The following is a 21,616-nucleotide window of genomic DNA, read 5'->3' as shown; positions in this document are numbered from 1 at the left end:
CGCGGCCCCCCGCAGAGGCCCACCGCGAGCGGGCGAGCGGTGGGGGCGAGGGGGTCCTTCGACCTCGTTCAGACGGCGCGGCGGCGCAGGCGGCGGCGCTCCCGCTCGGACAGCCCGCCCCAGATGCCGAAGCGCTCGTCGTTGGCCAGCGCGTACTCCAGGCACTCCGCCTTGACCTCGCAGCCGGTGCAGATCTTCTTCGCCTCGCGCGTCGAGCCGCCCTTCTCGGGGAAGAACGCCTCGGGGTCGGTCTCGGCGCACAGCGCGCGCTCCTGCCACGACTGGGCGTCCTCCTCCCCCAGGCCCAGCAGGCTCCCGAAGGCGGGAGTCGAGGCGACGGTGCCCCGGTCGGCCGACCGCTCAGACGCGCTCACGTAGTCGCTCAACCACGACACCTCTGCCATGACGATGCGTCCCCTCTCGCTCTCGTCCCGAGGCGGAACCGGCGGGACGTTCCCGGGCTCCGACCTCGATGACACCGCGGGAATTACACGCGTGTCGTTGGGTGACCGTCAACTTCGCATGGTGTAACCAAATGACCACAGGAGTCCCACCAGTCACAGATCCTTCGTCAGTTCTCGTCCCGCGCCACGACACGCCGGGCGAAAAGGCGACAAGTGCCCATGAGGCACGATGACTTTCGTGGAGATCGTCGTTCTCGCCGGAGGCATCGGGGGCGCCCGCTTCCTCACCGGACTCAAGGACGTCACGCGGGGGTCACGGATCACCGCCGTGGTCAACACCGGCGACGACGTGACGCTGCACGGGATGCGCATCTGCCCCGACCTCGACACGGTCATGTACACCCTCGGCGGCGGCATCGACCCCGAGCGCGGCTGGGGGCTGGCCGGCGAGACGTGGCGGGTCAGGGAGGAGCTGGCCGCCTACGGCGCCGAGCCGACCTGGTTCGGCCTGGGCGACCGCGACCTGGCCACGCACCTCATCCGCACCCGCATGCTCGACGCCGGCTACCCGCTGTCGCAGGTCACCGCGGCGCTCGCGGACCGCTGGCAGCCGGGCATCGAGCTGCTGCCGATGAGCGACCAGCGGGTGGAGACCCACGTCCTGGTCACCGACCCCGAGACCGGGCGCCCGGCGGCGATCCACTTCCAGGAGTGGTGGGTCCGCCACCGCGCGGAGCTACCGGCCACCGGCTTCGTGCAGGTGGGGGTGGACGCCGCCCGCCCCGCCCCCGGTGTGGCCGAGGCCTTCGCCCGGGCCGACGCGGTGCTGCTGGCGCCGTCCAACCCGGTGGTGTCGATCGGCACCGTGCTCGGGGTCCCCGGCCTGCGCGACGCGCTGCTCGCCACCCCGGGGAAGGTGGTCGGTGTCTCTCCCATCGTCGGCGGCGGTCCGGTGCGCGGCATGGCCGACAGGTGCCTGCCGGTTGTCGGTGTCGAGGTCAGCGCCGAGGGCGTCGGCCGGCACTACGGGGCGCGCGCCGACGGCGGCCTGCTCGACGCCTGGCTGGTCGCACCCGGCGACGCCGCCGACGTCCCCGGGGTCGACGTGCGGCAGGTCCCGCTGCTGATGTCCGACCCGGACGCCACCGCGGCGCTGGCCCGCGCCGCCCTGGACGCCGCCGGTGTCTGACGTCGGACCCCGTCCTCCCCGCCCCTCGCAGGCTCGGGGCGGGTTCCTGGACGGGGCGCTGACGGTCCTGCCCGTCCCCGGGCTGCCCGAGTTCTCCCCCGGCGACGACCTGGGCGCGGCGATCGCCGCCGCCGCGCCGTGGCTGGCCGACGGCGACGTCGTCGTCGTCACCTCCAAGGTCGTGGCCAAGGTCGAGGGCCGGCTGGTCCCGGTGGCCCCCGGCGAGGACCGCGAGGCCGCCCGGCAGCGGGCGATCGACGGCGAGACCGTGCGCGTGGTCGCCCGCCGCGGCCCGCTGCGCATCGTGGAGACCCGGCACGGCTGGGTGGTGGCCGCCGCCGGCATCGACGCCTCCAACGTCGCCGGCGATGCCCTGGTGCTCCTGCCCGAGGACGCCGACGCCTCCGCCCGCGCCCTGCGCGCCCGCCTCGCCGACCTGCTCGGGGTCGACGTGGCCGTCATCGTCAGTGACACCTTCGGCCGCACCTGGCGGGAGGGCCTGACCGACGTCGCCGTGGGCGCCGCCGGCATCGCCGCCCTCACCGACCTCCGCGGCGCCGTCGACGCGCACGGCAACCGGCTGGAGACCACCCAGGTGGCGGTCGTGGACGAGCTCGCCGCCGCCGCCGACCTGGTCAAGGGCAAGCTCGCCGGGCTGCCGGTCGCGGTCGTCCGCGGCTGGCCGGCCGACCGGCCGGAGACCGACACCGGCACCCGCCCGCTCGTGCGCCTGGGCGCCGGCGACCTGTTCCGCTACGGCACCCGCGACCTGGTGGCCAGCCGCGTCCCCGCCGGCTCGATCGTGCCGCGCCCGGGCCACCTCGACGCGGTCGCCGAGGCCTTCCGCGCCGCCGTCGCCGCGCTGCCGGAGTTCCCGGTGGTGCTGCGCTACGGCGGGGAGGACGACGGCGTGGTCGACGTCCACCTCCCCGAGCGGGCCACCGTGGGCGCCGCGCTCAACCTCGGCGCGGTGCTCGGCGCGGTGCTCGTGCAGCTGCACGCCGAGGGCTGGGCCACCCGCTGGGAGCCGGTCGCCACCGCCGGCGGCACCTCACTCGTCGGGAGGTTGTGGCTCGGCTCGGAGCACGCCTGAGCTGGGCGGACTCGGTAACGTCCCCGCCCATGCGCGGGATCATCCTGGCCGGGGGGACGGGCAGCCGCCTCTTCCCCATCACGCAGGCCGTGAGCAAGCAGCTCATGCCGGTCTACGACAAGCCGATGGTGTACTACCCGCTGTCGACGCTGATGATGGCCGGCGTGCGCGAGGTGCTGGTGATCACCACCCCCGGCGACCAGGCCGCCTTCCGCGCGCTGCTGGGCGACGGCAGCCGGCTGGGCATGCGGATCGACTACGCCGTCCAGGAGCGCCCCGAGGGGCTGGCCCAGGCCTTCCTCATCGGCGCGGACTTCGTCGGGGACTCCTCCGTGGCGCTGGTCCTGGGCGACAACATCTTCTACGGCGCGGGCCTGGGCACCGCGCTCGGCCGGCTCCCCGACCCCGACGGCGGGCACGTGTTCGCCTACCACGTGGCCAACCCGGCCGAGTACGGCGTCGTGGAGTTCGACCGCGAGGGCAGGGTCCTCTCCATCGAGGAGAAGCCCGCCGTCCCGAAGAGCTCCTACGCCGTGCCGGGGCTGTACTTCTACGAGTCGTCGGTGGTCGAGATCGCCCGCGGCATCACGCCCAGCGCCCGCGGCGAGCTGGAGATCACCGCCGTCAACGAGCACTACCTGCGGCAGGGCCGGCTGACGGTCACCGTCCTGGACCGCGGGACCGCGTGGCTGGACACCGGGACCTTCGCCTCCCTGCGCCAGGCCACCGAGTTCGTCTCCGTCGTCGAGGAGCGCCAGGGCCTCAAGATCGGCTGCATCGAGGAGGTCGCCTGGCGCCAGGGCTGGCTGTCCGACGACGAGCTGCAGGCGATCGCCGAGCCGCTGGCCAAGAGCGGCTACGGCGCCTACCTGCTGGGCCTGCTCGCCGAGCAGCGCTAGCTCGGCCACCCGTCAGGGGCCCGCGCCGAGCATGCGAGGCGTGGGGGAAGGGTGCTCCCTACCGCGAGCGGTGGTCGGTCGGGGCGTTCCGCGGGCCGAACCGGGGCGCGCGGGCGACCCCGTTGACCAGCAGCAGCCGCACCACCCGGTGCCGCTGACCCCGCCAGGGCTCCAGCAGCGCCATCATCGCGTCGTCGTCGGTGCGGGCGGCGCCGGTCAACGCGAAGCCGACCTGGTTCTTCAGGTGGTAGTCGCCGTAGCTGACGGTGTCCGGGCAGCCGAACACCCGCTGCACCACCTCGGCCGCCGTCCACACGCCGATGCCCGGCACCGTCTTCAGCCGGCGCTGCAGGTCGGCGGAGTCGAGCGCCTCCGGCGGCTCCATCCGCGCCGCCACCGAGGTGACCGCGCGCAGCGCGCGGCGGCGGGCGCCGTCCAGCCCGCAGCGGTGCCACTCCCAGTCGGTCACCTCGAGCAGCCGCCGCGGGGACGGCGGCACCCGCATCCCCTCCGGCGCCGGGCCGGGTGCGGGCTCGCCGGCCAGCCGCAGCAGCGCCCGCCAGACCCGGTGCGCCTCGGTGGTGGTCACCTTCTGCTCCAGGACGGCCGGGACGAGGCAGTCCCAGGTGCGCTCGGTCCGGCCGAGCCGCAGCCACGGCGTGGTGCGCTGCAGCCGGGAGACCAGCGGGTGGCCGGCGCAGTCGAGCGCGGTCGGGTCGTCGTCGGCGCCCAGCCACTGCGGCACCCGGCTGCCGGCCCAGGCCGCGCCCGGCCCCCAGGCGGCGACACGCACCTCGCCGCCCACCTGCGTGATCCGCACGGTCGCCGGGCCGCAGGGGGTGGTGGTCACCCGCCAGGTGCCGTCGGTCTCGAAGCGCAGGGTCGGGTCGCCCTTCCCGCGCAGGTGCACCGAGAGCGTGCGGCGGACGTCGAGCGGCCAGTCCGGCCGGAACGACGACTCGAAGGCCGGCGCGGTCGGGCTCGGGGTCGGGGTGCTCGGGGTGAGGGTGGTGCTCAGGGCGTGCTCCGGGGTGCAGGGGAAGCGGTGCTCGCCTCGCCGGTGTGTCGGCCGCAGGGTGCGTCAGCGGGTCAGCGCGGCGCCATGCGGAGGGCGCCGTCCATGCGGATGACCTCCCCGTTCAGGTAGCCGTGCTGCACGATCGCCAGGGCCAGTTCGGCGAAGTCGTCGGGCCGGCCCAGCCGCCGCGGGAACGGGATGCCGGCCGCCAGCGCCGTGCGGGCCTCCTCGGGGAGGCTGCCCAGCAGCGGCGTGTCGACCAGACCGGGGGCGATGGTGCAGACCCGGACGCCGACGCTGGACAGGTCCCGCGCCGCCGGCAGGGTCAGGCCCACGATGCCACCCTTGGACGCCGCGTAGGCGATCTGGCCGATCTGCCCGTCGTAGGCCGCGATCGAGGCGGTGTTGACGACGACGCCGCGCTCGCCGTCCTCCCCGGGCTCGGTCCGCGCCATCGCGGCGGCGGCCAGCCGCAGCACGTTGAACGTGCCGACCAGGTTGACCATCACCGTCTTCGTGAACTGCGGCAGCCCGTGCGGGGAGCCGTCGCGGTTCACCGTGCGCTCGGCCCAGCCGATGCCGGCGCAGTTGACGGCGACGCGCAGCGGGCGGTCCTTGCCGGTGGCCTCCGCGATCGCGGCCTCGACGCTGGCCTCGTCGGTGACGTCGGTGCGCACGAACGTCGTGTGCCCGCCCAGCTCGGCGGCCAGCGCCTCCCCGGCCTCGGCGTTCAGGTCGAGGATCGTGACCGCGGCACCCCGCCCGGCCAGCGCGCGGACGGTGGCGGCACCGAGGCCCGAGGCCCCTCCGGAGACGACGGCGGCGACCTCGAAGCTCTTCATGCCCCGAGGCTAGCCACCGCGGTCAGCCGAAGCGGGAGCCGTGCCTCGCCTCGACCTCGGCCAGCAGCTGCTTCACCCGCTCGGCCTCGCCGACCGGGCAGACCATCGTGACGTCGGCGGTGTGCACCACCACGCTGTCGCGGACGCCGACCAGGGCGACCAGGTGCTCCGGGTCGTCGCTGAAGACGATGTTGCCCGCGGAGTCGAGGGTGACCGCCAGCCCGCGGACGGCGTTGCCCCCCACCGTCTCGAGCGTCTGCGCCAGCGCCGGCCACGAGCCGACGTCCAGCCAGTCGACGTCGAGATCCGCGACGAGCACCCGCCCCGGCTCCCGGGCCGCGGGCTCCAGGACGGCGTAGTCGACGCTGATCTTCGGGAGGGTCGGGAAGACCTCGCCGAGGACGGCGTCCCGCTCGGGACCGGGGGGCGCGGCGACGATCCGCGCCAGCCCCTCGGCGCTCTCGGGCAGGTGGTCGGCGAGCGCGTCGAGCACCGTGCGCGCGCGCCAGACGAACATGCCGGAGTTCCACAGGTACTCGCCCGAGGCCAGGTAGCCCTCGGCGGTGGCCCGGTCCGGCTTCTCCACGAACTCCGCGGCCTCGGCGACGCCGGGCACCTCGGTCGGCCCGCCGCGGCGCACGTACCCGAAGCCGGTGGCCGGCGAGGTGGGCCGGATGCCGAGGGTGACCAGCGAGCGGGGCCGGGCGGCGAGCGCGTCGTACGCGGTGCGCAGGACCTCGGCGAACCGCTCGACCGGGCGGATCACGTGGTCGGCGCTGACCACCGCGAGCTCGGCGTCGGGGTCGGCGTCGGCGACCAGCGCCGCGGTGAGCCCGACGGCGTTGGCGGTGTCGCGGGCCACGGGCTCGAGCACCAGCCGGTCGGCCCGCAGCCGCGGCAGCGCGGCGCGCACCTGCCCGCCGTAGCGCGCGGCGGTGCAGACCCAGATCCGCTCGGCGGGCAGCACCGCCTCGAGCCGGGTGAACGCCTCGGCCAGCAGGCTGTGCGCCCCGCCGCCGGGCTCGCCGACGACGTCGAGCAGCTGCTTGGGCCGCTCGGCGCGCGACAACGGCCACAGCCGGGTGCCCGAGCCGCCGGCCATGACGACCGCGTGCCTCACCGGGCGGCTCCCCCGCGCGCGCCGCGGCCCGGACGGGCCAGCTTCGCCGCACCCGGCACGCGCGCCGCGCGGCCCACGCCCTCCGCGCGGCGCTGGAACGGCGCTCCGGCGGCGACCCTGCCGCTGACGTAGGAGACGAGCATCCGGGCACCGAGCCCGGCCCGCAGCGCCGCCCGCAACGGGGCGTTGCGCCGGCCGGGGTGCTGGTGGGAGAGGTAGCGCAGGGCGCTGGTGTGGTGCACCCGCGCCATGCGGTGCGGCTCGCGGCCGGTGGCGTGCCCGCCCTCGTGGACGACGACGGCCGAGGGCACGTAGACGTGCAGCCAGCCGCGGCGGCCCAGCCGCTCGGCGAGGTCGACGTCCTCGAAGTACATGAAGTAGCCGGGGTCGAACCCGCCGACCGACCAGAACGCGGCCAGGTCGACCAGCAGGCAGGAGCCCGACAGCCAGCCGGCCGGCCGCTCCCGCGGCGCCTCGCGCTCGCGCCGGTAGCGGGCGGTCCACGGGTTGCCCGGCCAGGCCCAGCCGAGCGCGGCGTGCCCGATGCCGGTCGACAGCCGGGGCAGGTCGCGGGCCGACGGGTAGAGCTGGCCCTCCGGCGTGCGGATGGCCGGGCCCAGGGTGGCCGCACGCGGCCAGCGCTCCGCAGCGGCGAGCAGCTCGTCGACCGAGCCGGGTTCGAACCGGACGTCGGGGTTGGCGACCAGCGCGTACCCGTCGGTCTGCCCGGCCAGGCCGGCGTTGACCGCCGCGCCGTAGCCGACGTTGCCGCCGGTGCGCAGGAGCCGGACGTGCGGGTGGGCGGCCGCGGCGGCCTCGGGCGCGCCGTCGGTGGACCCGTTGTCGGCCAGCACGACCTCGGTCGGCCGGGAGGTGGCCGTGGCCAGGGACCGCACGAAGCCCTCGAGCGAGTCCCCCGGGGAGTAGGTCACCGCGACGACGCGCAGCGGGGGGCCGCTCGGAGCCTTGTGCACGGACACGAACGTAGCGGTACCGCCCCCGGCGCCCGGTGCCGGCGGCGGTCAGCGGCCGGTCGGCGGCGGGCCCGGGCCGCCGCGGGTCGGGCCCGGGCGAGCGTGTTAGACAGGGCCTCGTCAGCCGCAGCCGCGGGCCCGATCGGCGCCGTGGCCCCCAGGCCGAGGGTGGATATGTCGACACGGACGCCGGACCACACACCACCGCCCGGGGGACCCCGGCCGGGGGTCCCCGTCGACGGCGCCCCGGCCGAGACCGCGACCGACGGCGGGACCGACGGCGGTACCGACGGCCCGGCCCCCCGCTCCCGCCGGCCACCGGCACGGGCCGTGACCCTCGCCCCGTGGGTGCTGGTGCCGGCCGTCCTCGCGCTGGTCCAGCTCGCGCTGCCGGCGGCTGGAGACCTGCGCTCGCAGTACCAGGGCGCAGCCGTGGCCCTGGTCGTCGCGCCGCTGCTGGGGTGGCTCCTCACCCGGCGCAGCAGCGGCGCCCACCACGCGGCGGCCGCTGTCGTCGCCGGACTGCTGCCCCTCCTGACGCTCGTCTCGCTGCACGGCACCGACTGGTACTTCTCCGGCCCGTACGGTGACCAGTCGTTCCGGATGGAGTACGCCACCCGGTTCGCCGACGACCTCAGCCTGGCCGACTACAGCTACCGGGACGTCCCCGCCTTCTACTCCCCCGGCTGGTTCTGGGTGGTCGGGCTGGTGTCGAAGGTCAGCGGGGCACCGGCCTGGCAGGTGTACAAGTGGGCGGCGGTCGCGACTCTCTACCTCGCGGCGGTGCTCGCCTTCGCACTCTGGCGGCGGACCTGCGGCACACGGCTGTCGGCCGCGCTGCTGGCGGCGACCGTCATCGGGCTGCCGTCGGCCGACTACGGCTGGCTGTGGAACCAGACGCTGATGTTCTCCGGCGCCTACGAGCCCTACGCCTGGCTGGTCGCACTCCCGGCCCCCGCCCTGCTCGCCTGGTTCGGGGCGGTCGGGGGCCGGTTCGACTGGCGCCGCGGCATCGCCCTCGGCCTCGCCCTCGGGGGCGCCGCCTGGCTGTACAACCTGTACGCCCTCGTCCTGGTGCTCGCCGTCCTGGTGGTGGCGGTGCTGCACCGCCGGGACCTGGGCAGGTGGCTCGAGGTGGCCCTGGCCGGCGTCACCTCCGCCGTGTCCGTCTCGCCGTGGCTCGGTCCCTTCCTCGTCGAGTGGCTGGCCGCAGGGCGGCCGGAGGCGCTGGCGACGACCTGGCTGGAGGAGGACGCCTCCTACGTGCGCCTGGTCAGCCCGACGTCGTCACCGTGGCTGGTGCTGGCCCTGGCCGGCGCCGTCGGCCTGATGGTCCTGGACACGTCGGTGCACCGGCGGCTGCGCGGCGTGCAGGCCCTCGTCGGAGCCGTGCTCGTCCTGGGCGTCGCCCAGCTGGTGCTCGGTCAGGCCGGTGGCGGCGTGCTGTTCCACCGGCTGCTCCTCGTCCTGGGCATCGGCCTGCTGGCGGCCGGGACGCTCACCCTGGCCGCCCTGTACCCGCGACTGCGTGCTCGGCCGGCGCCGGCATGGCTGCGCCCGCGGCGGCTGCTCGCCGCCGTCCTGACCGTGCTCCTCTTCGTCGGACTGACCGGGCACGCACGGGAGTGGACCCTGCGCGAGACCGACCTGCGCCGGATCGCGCTCGACACCGCGTACCCGGACGGCACCTACCCGGAGACCACACCGCAGGTCGTCATCGACGACGAGGCGGGCTTCGCGCCGGTCGACGACCTCCTGGCCGCGATCGAGCAGACGTCGCAGGCCGCGGGGCAGGACGAGCCCGGTCAGGTGCTCACCGACAACCTCGGCCTGGTCGCCACGACCCCGGTGCACGTGTACCAGCAGTGGTGGGCTCTCTACGCCAACCCGCTGGGCGACTACCCGCGGCGCCGCGAGTTCCTGGAGGGCCTGCGGGGCCTGTCGTCGGCGGAGTTCGCCGCCCGCCTGAGAGCGGAACCCGGGGCCCCCACCGTCTTCGTGCTCCGCACGACCGCCGACGACGCGGCCAGCGTGGAGTACCGGTCCACGGACTACGACGTCTCGGCCGGCGGGTCGAGCCCGTGGCCACTGCGCCTGCCCAAGGAGGTCCTGCAGGGCCCCGACTTCGTGAGCACCACGGTCGGCGACTACGTCGTGGCGTCCCTGCGCACCACCTCCTGAGCGGCCCACGGCCCCCGGGCTGAGGCTGCTGGGACGAGAGGGACGGTCCCGTCTCAAAGTCCGCGCACACGCCCGCGGGCTCCCTCGGACCACGGGCCGCGCCGGTACAGTCGCCAGGCGTGACTCCAGCTCCGCCCGACCTCGTCGTCGTCGGCTCCGGGTTCTTCGGTCTGACCGTCGCCGAGCGGGTCGCCACCCAACTCGACAAGCGCGTCCTGGTCATCGACCGACGGGACCACATCGGCGGCAACGCCTACTCGGCGCCGGAGCCGGAGACGGGGATCGAGGTGCACGTCTACGGCGCGCACCTGTTCCACACCTCCAACGAGCGGGTCTGGCAGTACGTCAACCAGTTCACCTCGTTCACCGGTTACCAGCACCGGGTCTTCACGACCTACGCCGGGCAGACCTACTCGTTCCCGATGAACCTGCTGACCCTGTGCCAGTACTTCGGGAAGAGCTTCACCCCCGACGAGGCGCGGGCGCTGGTCGCCGAGCAGGCCAGCGAGATCGACACCGCCAGCGCGAGCAACCTCGAGGAGAAGGCGATCTCGCTGATCGGCCGCCCCCTCTACGAGGCGTTCGTGCGCGGCTACACGAAGAAGCAGTGGCAGACCGAGCCCACCGAGCTGCCGGCCGCGGTCATCGCCCGGCTGCCGGTCCGCTACACCTTCGAGAACCGGTACTTCAACGACACCTACGAGGGCCTGCCGGTCGACGGGTACACCGCCTGGCTGGAGCGGATGGCCGACCACCCGAACATCGAGGTGCGGCTGTCGACGGACTTCTTCGAGGTCCGCGACCAGCTGCCGGCCGACGTCCCCACCGTCTTCACCGGCCCGATCGACAAGTACTTCGGCTACGAGGCCGGCGAGCTCGGCTGGCGCACCCTGGACTTCGAGACCGAGGTGCTGCCGATCGGCGACTTCCAGGGGACGCCGGTCATGAACTACGCCGACGAGGACGTGCCCTACACCCGGATCCACGAGTTCCGGCACTTCCACCCCGAGCGCAAGTACCCCGAGGACAAGACGGTCGTCGTCCGCGAGTACTCGCGGTTCGCCGAGTCCGGCGACGAGCCGTACTACCCGATCAACACCCCCGAGGACCGCGCGAAGCTGGAGCGCTACCGGGAGCTGGCGAAGAAGGAGGCCGCGGAGAAGCGCGTTCTCTTCGGCGGCCGGCTGGGCACCTACAAGTACCTCGACATGCACATGGCGATCGGGTCCGCGCTGAGCATGTTCGACAACCGCATCCGGCCGTTCTTCGACCAGGGCGCGTCGCTCGACGGCCGTCTGGAGGACTGACACCCATGACGACGACCGCACCTGCCTCCCCCGAGCTCGCCGCGGACCTGGACGCCGCGGACCTCGCGCCGGGGCGCGCCGTGACGCTGCTGCAGCGCGTGCTCATGCCGCGGCCGGGCGACCCGCGCAAGGTCCGCACGCTGTACCTGGACGAGGAGCGCTCGGGCGGCGTCCGCGTCGTCGGCAGGTCGACCGGCCACCTGGCCGCCGGCGACGAGGTCTCCTTCGCCACCTACTTCAACGCGTTCCCGGCCGCCTACTGGCGCCACTGGACGTCGCTGACCAGCGTGACGCTGCGGTTGAGACTGACCGGCAGCGGCCGCATCGACGTCTACCGGTCCAAGGCCGACGGCAGCATCGTCCACGTGACCGGCGCGCAGGTCACCGGCAGCGAGCGCGACGTCGAGCTCGACCTGGACCTGACCCCGTTCGTCGACGGCGGCTGGTACTGGTTCGACCTCACCGCCGACGAGGCCGTCACGGTGGTCGAGGCCGGCTGGTACGCCGACCGCGAGCCGCTGCGGCCGGGTCGCCTGGCCGTCGGCATCTGCACCTTCAACCGGCCGGTCGACTGCGTCGACGCCATCGCGACGATCGCGTCGGACCCCGTGGTCTCCGACGAGCTCTCCGCCGTCGTCGTCGCGGACCAGGGCAACAAGAAGGTGCGCGACGACGCGCGCTTCCCGGAGGTCGCCGCGCAGCTCGGCGACCGCCTGCACCTGGTCGAGCAGGGCAACCTCGGCGGCAGCGGCGGCTTCGCCCGCGCCATGCACGAGACGCTCGAGGCCACCGACGCCACGCACCTGCTGTTCCTCGACGACGACGTCCAGCTCGAGGCCGACAGCCTGCACCGCGCGCTGACCTTCAGCCGGTTCACCGACGACCCGGTCCTCGTCGGCGGCCAGATGCTGGCCCTGCAGGACCGGTCGGTGCTGCACACCATGGGCGAGGTCGTCGACCGGCACAGCTTCCTCTACCGGCCTGCGGCCTTCGGTGTCATGCAGCACGACTTCGCCGAGAACTCGCTGCGCAGCACCCGCGAGCTGCACCGCCGGGTCGACGTGGACTACAACGCGTGGTGGATGTGCCTGATCCCGCGCGAGGTCCCCGAGGCCCTGGGCCTCCCCCTCCCGCTGTTCATCAAGTGGGACGACGCCGAGTACGGCCTGCGGGCCGGGGCGGCCGGCTACCCCACGGTCACGCTGCCCGGCGCGGCGATCTGGCACCTGGCCTGGACCGACAAGGACGACGTCAGCGACTGGCAGGCGTACTTCTTCGCCCGCAACCGGCTGATCGTCGCGGCGTTGCACAGCCCGCACCCGGACGGTGGCGGGATCCCTGCCAGCAGCATCCGCGCCGACCTCAAGCACCTGCTGAAGCTCGAGTACTCGGCGGTCGCCCTGCACCTCAAGGCCTACCGGGACTTCCTGGCCGGCCCTTCGGCGGTGTTCCCGGCGCTGCCGACGGCGCTGGCGGACGTCCGCGGCCTCCAGAAGAGCTACAGCGACAGCCAGGTCATCACCGACCGGTCCGCCATCCCGAAGCCGGAGATGGGAGCGGTCGTGGCGGAGGGGATGGCCCGGCCGCCGGTTCGCAAGCTGGCGATCGCGCGCACCGCGCTCAAGGCGCTGCGCAACAACCTGCGCCCGGCCCGGCCGGCGGACGCCCCGCCGCAGCTGCAGGTGGCCGCCTCCGACGCCCAGTGGTTCCTGCTCTCCCAGCTCGACGCGGTCAGCGTCGGCACGGCGGACGGCCGCGGGGTGACCGTCCGCCGGCGGGACCCAGCGGCGTTCAAGGAGCTGGCGCGGGAGAGCGTCCGGCTCAACCTGGAGATCCGGCGCCGTTTCCCGCAGCTCGTGGAGCAGTACCGGGCGGCCTACGGGGAGCTGACCTCCGCCGAGAGCTGGCAGAGGGTCTTCGCCGGCTGAGCCCGGACGACGTACGCGTGCCCGGTACCCCGCGAGGGGCACCGGGCACGCGTACGTCCGAGGTCGGGCTCCGGCGTCAGGGGCGGGTGAACCGCTCCCGCCGCCCCTGCCGGACGAGGGACAGCCAGGTGCGCAGGCCACGCAGGTCACGGCGGCTGGCGAAGAACCAGGAGAAGCGGACCAGCTCCAGCGGGAACAGCCACCGCATCCCCGGCTGCGCCATCAGGTAGCCGCGGTTGCGGTAGGTGAAGAAGCGCTTGACCTCGTCGGCCGGGTACTGCGCCGAGAGGCGGCCTCCGGCGATCGGCACGAACTCGTCGGTTCCCTGCGGGTGCACGTAGGCCGCCGTGAGGCAGGTGCCGAACGGCAGCCCGGACCGCACGAGCCTGCGGTGGACCTCCGTCTCGTCGCCGCGGAGGAAGAGGCGGTAGTCGGGCACGCCGACGACGTCGATCGCCGAGGCCCGGAAGAGGGCGCCGTTGAAGAGCGAGGCGTACCCGGGCAGGAAGGTCACGTCGTCGAACTCCGCGAGCGTCCGGCGCCAGCGCAGCCCGCGGCGCAGCGGGAACGCCAGGCGGCCGGGGTCGTCCTCGTCCGTGACCGCGGGTGACACCTCGGCCAGACCGCGGGTGGTCGCGCACTCGAGCAGCGTGGCCAGCACGTCGCTGTCGGCCGGCCGGCCGTCGTCGTCCGCACACCACACCCAGTCCGCGCCCTGCGCCAGGGCGGTGAGCATGCCGAGCGCGAAGCCGCCGGCCCCGCCGAGGTTGTGGTGCGACGGCAGGTAGGTGGACGGGATGTCGGCGGCGGCCACCACGGCGGCCGTCTCCTCGTCGGGCCCGTTGTCGACCACGACCACGGCGTCAGGACGGCGGGTCTGCCCCGCCAGCGCGGCGAGGCTGAGGGCCAGCAGCTGCGGCCTCGCCCGGGTCACCACGACGGCCACGACCGTGTCGGGCCGCGCGGGTGCCCCGGGCGCGGGGCGGGCGGGCAGGCCGGCGGTCACACGCGGTCCCCGGCCTCGTCGAGGAAGGGGTCCCGGCCCTTGTAGGCGGTGAGGACCTCGCGCAGCTCGCCCTGCTGCTTCACCTGGCCGTGCTCCATCCAGATGGCCGACGTGCACAGCCGGCGCAGGAACTCGTCCGAGTGCGAGGCGAACACCAGCAGGCCGGCGCGCGAGACGAGCTCCTCCAGCCGGTTCTTGGCCTTCTCCAGGAACGCGGCGTCGACGGCGCCGATGCCCTCGTCGAACAGCAGGATCTCGGGGTCGATGCTGGTGACGACGCCCAGCGCCAGCCGCACGCGCATGCCGGTGGAGTAGGTGCGCAGGGGCATCGACAGGAAGTCGCCGAGCTCGGTGAAGTCGGCGATCTGGTCGACCCGGGACTCCATCTGCTTGCGGCTCATGCCGAGGAACAGCCCGCGGATCAGGATGTTCTCGTAGCCGGTGATCTCGGGGTCCATGCCGACGCCGAGGTCGAACACCGGGGCCACCCGGCCCTCGATGAGCGCCGTGCCGCGGGTGGGCTCGTAGATGCCCGACAGCAGGCGCAGCAGCGTCGACTTGCCGGCACCGTTGTGCCCGACGAGGGCGACGCGGTCACCCTCGTTGATGGTGACCGAGATGTCCCGCAGTGCCTGGATGACCGGCACCTTCCGCTGGTCGGACGAGATGTTCCCGCCGACCATGCCGAGCACCGCCTTCTTCAGCGAGCGGGTCTTGGCGTCGAAGATCGGGAACTCGACGCTCGCCTCATGGGTCTCGATGCGGACCACGTGCTGTTTCCCCTCTCGCGGCGATCAGACCCAGTAGGACACACGCGACCGGTACCGGCGCAGTGCCACCAGGGTGATCGCCCAGCCGATGGCGGCGATGACGGCGACGACGAGCCAGTGGCGCCAGATCGCGGGGTCACCCAGCATCGGCCGGCGGATGATCTCGACGAAGTGCAGGAACGGGTTGAACTCGGCGATGTGGGCGCGCTCGGCGACCGTCGGGTTCGGGCTGTTGAGGAGGTCGTCGTAGATCCAGACGACCGGTGTCAGGTAGAAGAGCAGCTGCACCAGGCTCCCGATGATCGGGTTGAGGTCGCGGAACCGGCTGGCGGCCATCCCCGCGAACAGCGCCACCCAGGCGCCGTTCAGGGCGAGCAGCAAGAAGGCCGGGAACGCCAGCAGGCTCGACCAGTGCAGGTCCTGCGGGAAGATGACCAGCATCACGACATAGACGATCAGGTTGTGCGCGAACAGCAGCGTCTGCCGCCAGATCAGCCGGTAGACGTGCACGGACTTCGGCGCCGGCAGGTGCTTGATCAGCCCCTCGTTGGCGATGAAGACGTCGGCGCCCTCGAGTATGCAGCCGGAGATGAAGGCCCAGACGATGAACCCGACGAGGATGTACGGCAGCTGCCGCTCCAGCGGGTTGCCGAACAGGCCGGCGTAGAGGATGCCGAGGGCGACGGCGATGACCGCCATGCTGATGGTGATCCAGATGGGCCCGAGGACCGAGCGCTTGTAGCGCTGCCGGATGTCCTGCCAGCCCAGATGCGCCCACAGCTCCCGCTGCCTCCACCCCTCGGTCAGGTCACGTCGGGCGAGGGTCCACGCCGAGGCGGGCGATCCGGTCACAGCCACGTCGCATGAGGCTACCCACGGATGGTGGTCGGCCCGCGCGGCGCGGGTGCCCACGGGGCTCGCGGGACCCACGGTGCGGCGGGGGCGGGACGGACCCGTCCCCCCACGCAGCAGGCAGGGGCCGCCGCGGCGCGCGTCTAACCTCCCGACCATGTCCTCGCTCCACCCGTCCCAGGACGCGCGTGCCCGCCACCGGCGGCTGCTGCTCGGGACGGCGCTGCTGTCGCTGACCGCCTCGCTCGGCTTCGTCCTGGCCCCCGTCGAGCGACCCGAGGCGGTGTACAGCTGGCCGGGGCAGGCCGGGGACGCCACGGCCGTCGCGATCCCGCTGATGACCGAGCGCCCGACCGAGCTGACGGCCTCCGGCAGCTGCGCCGACGTCCGCGGCGCCGAGCCGGGCACGGTGCTGGTGTCCTCGACGCCGATCGACGACCTGCCGGGTGTCGCGCCGCTCCCGGGTCTGCGCATCGCGGTGGGCGACGAGGCCGGGCTGGTGGTCCGGACGGCGGACACCGAGTTCGACGAGCAGGAGCTGCCGGACTCGTGCACCTGGCAGCTGAGGTCCACGCCGTCGGGGACGACTCTCACCATCGACGGGGAGGTCGTCGAGGACCGTGTCGGCGACCTGCGGCCGTCCGTCGCCGGTGTCTTCAGCGAGCTCGACGACGTCGGGGACCTCGCCGTCGACGTCACGGCCGACACCGTCTTCCAGACGAGCCCCTCGGCGCTCAAGCGGGGACTGGGCGTGGTCGCAGTCCTGGCCCTGATCGCGACCCTCGTCCTCGTCGCGCGCGGTGACCGCGGCCGTGGCCCATCCGTGTCCCCGGCCACTGCCCCGGTGACCGGGGACCGGGCCTCTGGACGGCGGGGCATTCGCTGGCTGGCCGACGGGTTCGTGCTCGGCGTCCTCACGCTCTGGACCGTCATCGGCCCGCTCACGGTGGACGACGGCTACATCGCCGGGATCGTCCACAGCCGGGACGCCAACGGCTACATCGGCAACGTCCACCGGTGGTTCAACGCGCCCGAGGCGCCGTTCGGCTGGTTCTACGAGGTGCTGAACGCCTGGTCGCGGATCAGCGCCTCGACCACGTGGATGCGGGTGCCCTCCTCGCTGCTCGGCGTGGCGACCTGGCTCCTCCTCTCCCGAGGCCTGCTCCCCCGGTTGGGCGAGCGCTCCGGCCGCCCGTGGTACACCGCCGTGGCGGCGCTCGTGTTCCTGGTCTGGTGGCTGCCGACGAACCTCGGCCTGCGACCCGAGCCGTGGGTCGCCGCGGGCCTCGCCGCCGTGCTCGTGCTCGTCGAGCGCGCGCTGCGGCGGCAGCGCGTGCTCCCGCTCGCCGTCGCTGCGGCGATCGCCGGAGCGACGCTGGCCGTCACCCCCACCGGTGCGGTCGCCTTCCTCCCGCTCCTCGCAGCCGCGGTGCCCGTCCTCAAGCTGGCCCGACGCACGGTGGGTCTGCCCGTGATCTGGCTCGTCACCGCCGCGGCGGCCGCGTCGGCCCTGCTGCTCATGTTCGCCGACCAGAGCCTGGGCGCGGTGTTGCGCGCCAACGAGATCCGGACCGTCCTGCCCGGATCGGTGCCGTGGGACTCCGAGGCCCAGCGGTGGGCGGCCCTGCTCACCGCCGGGGACGCCCAGGGGGCTCTGGCCCGTCGCGTGCCGGTCCTCCTGACCCTGGCTGCCGTCGTCGGCATCGTGTGGCACCGGTTGTCCGGCGCCTGGGACGACGACGGCACGCGAGGCCTGGCCGACCGGCTGACCACCACCTTCGGGCTGTCCCTCGTGGTGCTGCTCTTCACGCCGACCAAGTGGACGCTGCACTTCGGCGCGCTGGCGCCGTTGGGGACGGCGCTGGTCGTCCTGGCCTGCACGGCGTTCGACCGTCGCGGAGGGCGGACAGGCGGTGCCGAGGAGGCCGCCGGACCCGCGGCCGACCATGCGGCAGAGGTCGCTCCGCGGGCCGACAGGGTCCCGGTGGGTGCGGTGACCCGGACCACCGTCGCCCTGACCGTGCTGTTGCTCCTCGGCGCCTGGGCGTACTCGGGCTGGAACCAGTGGGCCTTCGTGTCCGACCGCGGGATCCCCTGGCGGGACATCTCGCCGGAGCTCTTCGACGTCAAGTTCTCCAGCGTGCTCCTGGCCGCTGCGGGTGTCGTGGCGACGGTCGGCGCCGTGATCGTCGTCTCGGCCCGGGTCCGCGCGGCCGACGACGTCCGACTGCCCGCCGCTCGGTGGGTGCCCACCCCGGGCGTCGTGGCGGCAGCGCTCGTCGCGGCCACGGTGCTGCTGGAGGTGGGCAGCTTCGTCAAGGCCTCCTACGGACAGCGCGACACGTACACGCTCGCGGGCGATCTCGCCGCGACCGTCTCCGGGCATCCGTGTGGACTCGCGGAGGACCTCTCCGTCGAGACCGATCCCCTGACGGGTCTCCTGCCACCCGCCACCCCGGACGAGGAGCCCGACGACGGTGGTGACGCCGCCGAACGCGACGGCTTCGTCCCGGTCGAAGGAGACCGGACGCCGGTCGTCGGCCAGGACCTGACCGCCGCGGGCGTCGCGCTCCCCGGCTGGGCCGCCGAGGGGCACACCTCGTCCGACGGAACGGGCCCCGCCACACTCGTCACCGGCTGGTACGAGCTGCCCGACGGGTTCCCGACGGGCGACCTGCCGCTGGTCGTGACCACCAGTGGCAGTCGGGGTGTGGGGACCGGGCTGCAGGCAGAGTTCGGCCGTGTCACGGACGACGGCGTCGAGCTGCTCGGGGAACGGGACCTGGAGGGGCCCGGCGAGGGCGTGGGCCCGCGTGATGCCCGGCTCGACCCGGTCGTCGTGCCGGCCGGCGCCGCCCTCGTCCGCCTCGTCGCCCGCGACGGGGGGGCGGCCACCGCGCTGCCCCTGGCCGTCGCCCAGCCGCGTGTGCCCAGCACGCAGCCGTTCGACCAGGTACTCCCGGCCGACGTCCCGTCGATCGTCGACTGGCCGGTGGCCTTCGTCTTCCCGTGCCAGCGACAGGCCACTCAGGTCGGCGGGACGACGGATGTGCCCGGCTGGCGGATCGCCTCGCTGGACAACGCCGGTGACATCGTCGTGAGCCAGGCGGTGGGCGGGCCCTACGCACCGGCGCGGTCCCTGGTCACGCAGGTGCAGGTCCCCGTCTACCTGGACGCTCGGCCGATGGAGCGCCCCGTCCGGCTGTTCCGGTGGGAGCCGCGGCTGGAGCTGGACGAGCCCCGGGTCAGCGTCCGGACCCGTGAGGTCTCCGCTCTCGAGGACTGACACGGAGGAGGGTCCGGACCAGCGGGAGGACCGGCTCGCGACGCCGATGGGCCACCGTGGACCGTCTCGCCCCTGCCCCGGGTGCGTGCGCCCCGGGGAGTCGTGGCCGGCTGCGGACATGCGGCTGCGGACCCTTCTCCCGGTCCCCCCGTGGTCCCGCGGTCAGCTCCGGCGTGCCACCACCGAATAGGGCCCGATGTCCTCGGTGACGAAGCCGGGTCCCGCGAACACCGCCGGGTCGAAGACGACGTCGGAGAAGGAGACGTTGGGGCTGGCCGGGAAGGTGTCCGAGCCCAGCCGCAGGTGCAGGCCGTCCTCGGCCCGGCGGAGCACGAAGGCGGTCGGGGCGCTCCACGGGCACTCGTCGAGCAGGCGGGTCAGCTCGGCGGGAGTCCGGCTGCCGGCCAGCCGTCCGATGTACTCGGCGCGCTCCGCGTAGTCCGACAGGGGGTTGGCGTAGTGCGGGGTCAGTGCCTGGAACCCCGAGTAGGGGTACAGGGACATCAGCGAGTAGTTGGTGCTGAGCACCACGGTCCCCGCGGCCGCCGGGGTCCCGGTCACCCGCTCGAGAGCGCCGGCCAGCGCGGCGCTCCACCCCTCCTCGCGCGACTCGTCGACTTCGCCGCGCGCGTCGGGACCGTCGGGGTAGGGCGTCTCGTAGGCCTCCACGACTCGGTCGTCCAGGACGTCGAGCCGCGTCGTGACCACCTGCGTGGCGGCCAGCACGGTGAGGGCCACCACGGCCACCCCCACGCCCGCGGGTCGCCAGCCGCGCGCCACTTGGACCTCCCGGGCCCGCGGCGCCACGTCGGCGAGCAGGAGGACGCCGGCGGTCGCCGACGTCAGGACGACGAGGCTCTCGAAGCGGAAGCCCAGCAGCGTCGTCCCCGCCGCGAGCGCCAGCGTGCTGGCCCCGTACCAGGCGTAGGCCAGGCCCGCGGTGACCAGCAGGGCGAGGAAGACGTCCGGCCGTCGGCCCCAGGCTGCGCCGAGCCGGGCCAGCACCGCCAGGAGCCCGGCCGCCATCAGCAGGCCCCAGGGGTCCCCCGTGAGCACCTCGGGGAGTTCCGCGGACACCTGGGGCAGGAAACGCGCAGCGACGTTGTCCCCCGTGCCCGAGGACAGCGCCTCGAGGAGGTAGGGGGTCCACACCACCAGGGCGAGCAGGACCGCAGGCACCGCCGCGGTCGCGAGGCAGCCGGCCGCCCGCCGCAGCACTGCCGTCCGCTCCTCGCCGGCGAGCACGACGGCCAGGGCCGAGAGCACCACCACCAGCAGCGCCCCGGCCGCGGCGTAGAGCGAGTAGGTGGCCGCCGCCACGCCGAGGAACGCCCCGACGAGCAGCAGCCTGCCTCGGTGCGGCCGGGCCGCGGTGACCTCGCGCCAGAACGCCACGGCCATCGCCGGGACCAGCGCCACCACCGGCCACGAGTAGGGCTCGGTCGCGGCGAGGGACACGCCGGCCACCAGCGTGACCACCGCGACCCCGACGGCGCTGCGCCATCCCACGAGCCGGCTCCACACGGCCCAGACCAGCGCCGGGGTCACGCCCATGGTGGCCAGCGCCACCGGCTTGTACGCCGCCCACGGCTCCGTGCCGGTCAGGGCTGCCAGCCGCCCGGCGGGCCAGAACCAGCCGGCCGGGTAGAACGGCGGGACGTCCGCGTAGTTGACGTCCGCCAACGAAGCGTCCGACGCCAGGCGGGTCAGGTACTGGGTGCGGAACTGCTGGTCGCTCCACAGCCCGCCGAAGTAGTAGCGGGTCCCGTGCAGCGGCCACGCGAGCACCGCGGTCGCCACCGCCGTCAGGACCGCCACGACCAGGACGGCGCGCAGCCGCGGCTCCATCCGCGGCGCGAGCACGAGGGCGCCCAGTGCGGCGACTCCGGCGACGAGCGACCAGGTGGTCACGGCCTCGGGGACGTTGCTGTCGACCGGCAGGTCGACCGCGGCCACGGCCCACTGCACGGCGAGGCAGACGGCGATCGCGACGAGGGCGAGCACCGGCAGCAGGGGCGCGGGCACGGCCGATCGCGTCGCCGGCGGCCGGGGGGCCCGGGGTACCGGCCGGTCCGCGTCGTCAGCCGACCTGGTCGCCATCGCCATCGCCACCGTCATCCTCCCCCGTCGCCGGCGCCCGTCCCGTCCCGTCGCGGGCTCCGCCCGCGGGTCCGCGGACCCGAGCATCCCAGCCCGCCCGGCCCCGACCGCGGGCGTGAGGGACCGGAGACGGCGGGTGGGACGCCCGGGAGGGCAGTGACGGACGGGCCGTCAGCGGCGGGTGACCTGCCCGGTGCTCCGGTTCTGCACGAGGGTGCCACCCTCGAAGCGCTGGGTGATCTCGGTCGGGGAGACGACCGGGTCGCCGGTCGGGTAGCCCAGCGGGCCGCGCTCCCACTGCAGGGCCTTCCAGGCGTCGCGGATGGGGCCGCTGACCGGGTGCGCGCCGGTGGTGGGCGACCAGTACACCGAGCCGTTCTGGAACACCTGGAAGCAGCCGCTGCGCACCAGCCCGCACCGCTCGGCCGCCGTCGCGTAGCCCAGCGTGCCGGCCTCGCCGCCGGTGGCGTTCCAGGCCGACAGCAGCGCGCCGCGGACGACCTGGGTCCCGGTCGCCGGGGAGGTGGAGACCACTCCGCCGGCGAACTGCTGACGGCAGCCGCCGCCGGGCAGGCCGCACACGCGGTCGGCGCTCGGGTACCCGAGGACGCCGCGTTCCCAGCCGGTCGCCTTCCACCCGTCGCGGA

17 protein-coding genes are annotated in these 21,616 nt (G+C 74.3%); 7 read left to right on the top strand and 10 right to left on the bottom strand.

All coding sequences use genetic code 11. The annotated features are described in order from the left end of the window. Window positions 1-68: 68 nt before the first annotated feature. A complete protein-coding gene (locus ACI8AX_RS17335; protein ID WP_456551086.1) occupies window positions 69-404 on the bottom strand; it encodes a WhiB family transcriptional regulator in 336 nt (111 codons plus the stop codon). A 238-nt stretch (window positions 405-642) separates the two neighbouring features. Between ACI8AX_RS17335 and cofD the strand changes: the two genes are divergently transcribed. From cofD to rfbA, 3 genes are read left to right on the top strand one after another with little or no spacing between them, the layout of a single operon-like run. Further along, window positions 643-1,593, top strand: a complete 951-nt coding sequence (gene cofD, locus ACI8AX_RS17330; RefSeq protein ID WP_456551085.1) for a 2-phospho-L-lactate transferase — start codon at window positions 643-645, stop codon at window positions 1,591-1,593. Further along, entirely contained in the window at window positions 1,586-2,686 is a 1,101-nt protein-coding gene (locus ACI8AX_RS17325) for a coenzyme F420-0:L-glutamate ligase (protein ID WP_456551084.1), read from the top strand. The genes cofD and ACI8AX_RS17325 overlap by 8 nt, the downstream gene beginning before the upstream one ends. A 29-nt stretch (window positions 2,687-2,715) precedes the next feature. After that, a complete protein-coding gene (gene rfbA, locus ACI8AX_RS17320; RefSeq protein WP_456551083.1) occupies window positions 2,716-3,585 on the top strand; it encodes a glucose-1-phosphate thymidylyltransferase RfbA in 870 nt (289 codons plus the stop codon). Window positions 3,586-3,643: 58 nt separating this feature from the next. On the opposite strand, the gene ACI8AX_RS17315 is transcribed toward rfbA, so the two are convergent. The 4 genes from ACI8AX_RS17315 to ACI8AX_RS17300 all read right to left on the bottom strand — a co-directional run bounded on the left by ACI8AX_RS17315 (window position 3,644) and on the right by ACI8AX_RS17300 (window position 7,539). Then, window positions 3,644-4,495: a DNA-3-methyladenine glycosylase family protein gene (locus ACI8AX_RS17315; RefSeq protein WP_456551082.1), complete on the bottom strand. Its 852-nt coding sequence runs from the start codon at window positions 4,493-4,495 to the stop codon at window positions 3,644-3,646. Window positions 4,496-4,674: 179 nt separating this feature from the next. Further along, window positions 4,675-5,445 (bottom strand): SDR family NAD(P)-dependent oxidoreductase, encoded by a 771-nt coding sequence (locus ACI8AX_RS17310; RefSeq protein WP_456551081.1) that lies wholly within the window; start codon window positions 5,443-5,445, stop codon window positions 4,675-4,677. Between the two features lie 22 nt (window positions 5,446-5,467). Beyond that, entirely contained in the window at window positions 5,468-6,565 is a 1,098-nt protein-coding gene (locus ACI8AX_RS17305; protein WP_456551080.1) for a mannose-1-phosphate guanylyltransferase, read from the bottom strand. Further along, window positions 6,562-7,539, bottom strand: coding sequence for a glycosyltransferase family 2 protein (locus tag ACI8AX_RS17300; protein WP_456551079.1), 978 nt, complete (start codon window positions 7,537-7,539; stop codon window positions 6,562-6,564). The genes ACI8AX_RS17305 and ACI8AX_RS17300 overlap by 4 nt, the downstream gene beginning before the upstream one ends. 330 nt (window positions 7,540-7,869) lie before the next feature. Here ACI8AX_RS17300 and ACI8AX_RS17295 point away from each other — a divergent pair, with 330 nt between their 5' ends. From ACI8AX_RS17295 to ACI8AX_RS17285, 3 genes are all read left to right on the top strand, one after another. Further along, the gene (locus ACI8AX_RS17295) at window positions 7,870-9,720 is read left to right on the top strand and encodes an arabinofuranosyltransferase (protein WP_456551078.1); all 1,851 of its coding nucleotides are present in this window, start codon (window positions 7,870-7,872) and stop codon (window positions 9,718-9,720) included. 119 nt (window positions 9,721-9,839) lie between these two features. Further along, complete coding sequence (gene glf, locus ACI8AX_RS17290) at window positions 9,840-11,027, top strand: UDP-galactopyranose mutase (RefSeq protein ID WP_456551077.1); 1,188 nt, start codon at window positions 9,840-9,842, stop codon at window positions 11,025-11,027. Between the two features lie 5 nt (window positions 11,028-11,032). Next, window positions 11,033-12,955: a glycosyltransferase gene (locus ACI8AX_RS17285; protein ID WP_456551076.1), complete on the top strand. Its 1,923-nt coding sequence runs from the start codon at window positions 11,033-11,035 to the stop codon at window positions 12,953-12,955. A 76-nt stretch (window positions 12,956-13,031) separates the two neighbouring features. On the opposite strand, the gene glfT1 is transcribed toward ACI8AX_RS17285, so the two are convergent. Genes glfT1 through wzm form a run of 3 tightly spaced genes read right to left on the bottom strand, consistent with a single transcriptional unit; the run spans window position 13,032 to window position 15,589 of the window. Continuing rightward, window positions 13,032-13,961, bottom strand: coding sequence for a galactofuranosyltransferase GlfT1 (gene glfT1 / locus ACI8AX_RS17280; protein WP_456551075.1), 930 nt, complete (start codon window positions 13,959-13,961; stop codon window positions 13,032-13,034). Next, window positions 13,958-14,731 carry a galactan export ABC transporter ATP-binding subunit Wzt/RfbE gene (gene wzt, locus ACI8AX_RS17275; RefSeq protein WP_456551074.1) on the bottom strand — a complete coding sequence of 258 codons (774 nt, stop codon included), beginning with the start codon at window positions 14,729-14,731 and terminating at the stop codon, window positions 13,958-13,960. Before wzt ends, glfT1 begins: the two co-directional genes overlap by 4 nt. 24 nt (window positions 14,732-14,755) lie before the next feature. Beyond that, entirely contained in the window at window positions 14,756-15,589 is an 834-nt protein-coding gene (gene wzm / locus ACI8AX_RS17270; protein ID WP_456551073.1) for a galactan export ABC transporter permease subunit Wzm/RfbD, read from the bottom strand. 151 nt (window positions 15,590-15,740) lie between these two features. On the opposite strand from wzm, the gene ACI8AX_RS17265 reads away from it, so the two are divergent. After that, window positions 15,741-18,869, top strand: coding sequence for an arabinosyltransferase domain-containing protein (locus tag ACI8AX_RS17265; RefSeq protein ID WP_456551072.1), 3,129 nt, complete (start codon window positions 15,741-15,743; stop codon window positions 18,867-18,869). 162 nt (window positions 18,870-19,031) lie between these two features. Here ACI8AX_RS17265 and ACI8AX_RS17260 read toward each other — a convergent pair whose 3' ends face one another. Continuing rightward, the gene (locus ACI8AX_RS17260) at window positions 19,032-20,894 is read right to left on the bottom strand and encodes an arabinofuranosyltransferase (RefSeq protein WP_456551071.1); all 1,863 of its coding nucleotides are present in this window, start codon (window positions 20,892-20,894) and stop codon (window positions 19,032-19,034) included. A gap of 246 nt (window positions 20,895-21,140) precedes the next feature. Next, window positions 21,141-21,616 (bottom strand): LGFP repeat-containing protein (locus tag ACI8AX_RS17255; RefSeq protein WP_456551070.1); only part of this gene is annotated, 476 nt, incomplete at its 5' end.

Source organism: Blastococcus sp. SYSU D00813, from assembly GCF_054050735.1.
This window is presented reverse-complemented; position numbering and strand designations above follow the sequence as displayed.